General features: G+C 64.0%; 1 protein-coding gene. It reads right to left on the reverse strand.

All coding sequences use genetic code 11. The features are described 5' to 3' along the window. A partial coding sequence (locus tag SM450_RS31060) for a non-reducing end alpha-L-arabinofuranosidase family hydrolase (RefSeq protein ID WP_474623333.1) occupies positions 1 to 661 on the reverse strand: 661 nt, incomplete at both ends.

Genomic DNA, 661 nt, shown 5'->3' on the forward strand with positions numbered 1-661 from the left:
GGTGAAGGTCTGGTCGGCGGTGGTGCGGATGAGTTCGCCGTGGCTGATGTCGTTGGTCCAGGTGGCGCCGCTGTTGGCTTTGCCGGCGAAGGGGTTGCTTTCGGTGGCGGCGTTGGGGGTCCAGGAGCCGTTCAGGCTGGTGGCGGTGAAGGAGCGGAAGTAGCGGCCCTGGGAGCCGATGGCTTCGACGATCATGAGGTAGCGGGTCTGTCCTTGGAGTTTGTAGACCTGGACGGCTTCGAACAGGTTGTTCGTGCTGTCGCTCATGATGGTGGTGTAGTTGGAGCCGAAGTTGCCGGGGAAGTTGCCGATCGGCATGCTGGCGCGGTAGATCTTGCCGTTGTCACCGGCGAAGAAGAGGTACATGTTCTGGCTGTCGCCGATGATCGTCTGGTCGATGGGGCCGGTGCCGGAGCCGGAGATGCTGCCGGTGAACAGGGGTTGCGCCGAGGACCAGCCGTTGGGGTTGGTGGGGTCGGACGAGGTCTTGTAGGAGAACGCGGTGCCGCCCCACTGGTAGGTCAGGACCCAGATGTTGCGGGGGGCGAAGTAGAACAGGGTGGGCGCGACGGTGCCCTGGTTCATGGCGTTCTGGCTGGCCGAGGCCATCTCCGACCAGTTGGTGAACGGGCTGAAGTTCATCGAGCCCCACGACGAGCCG

It is taken from the genome of Micromonospora marincola (assembly GCF_056150385.1).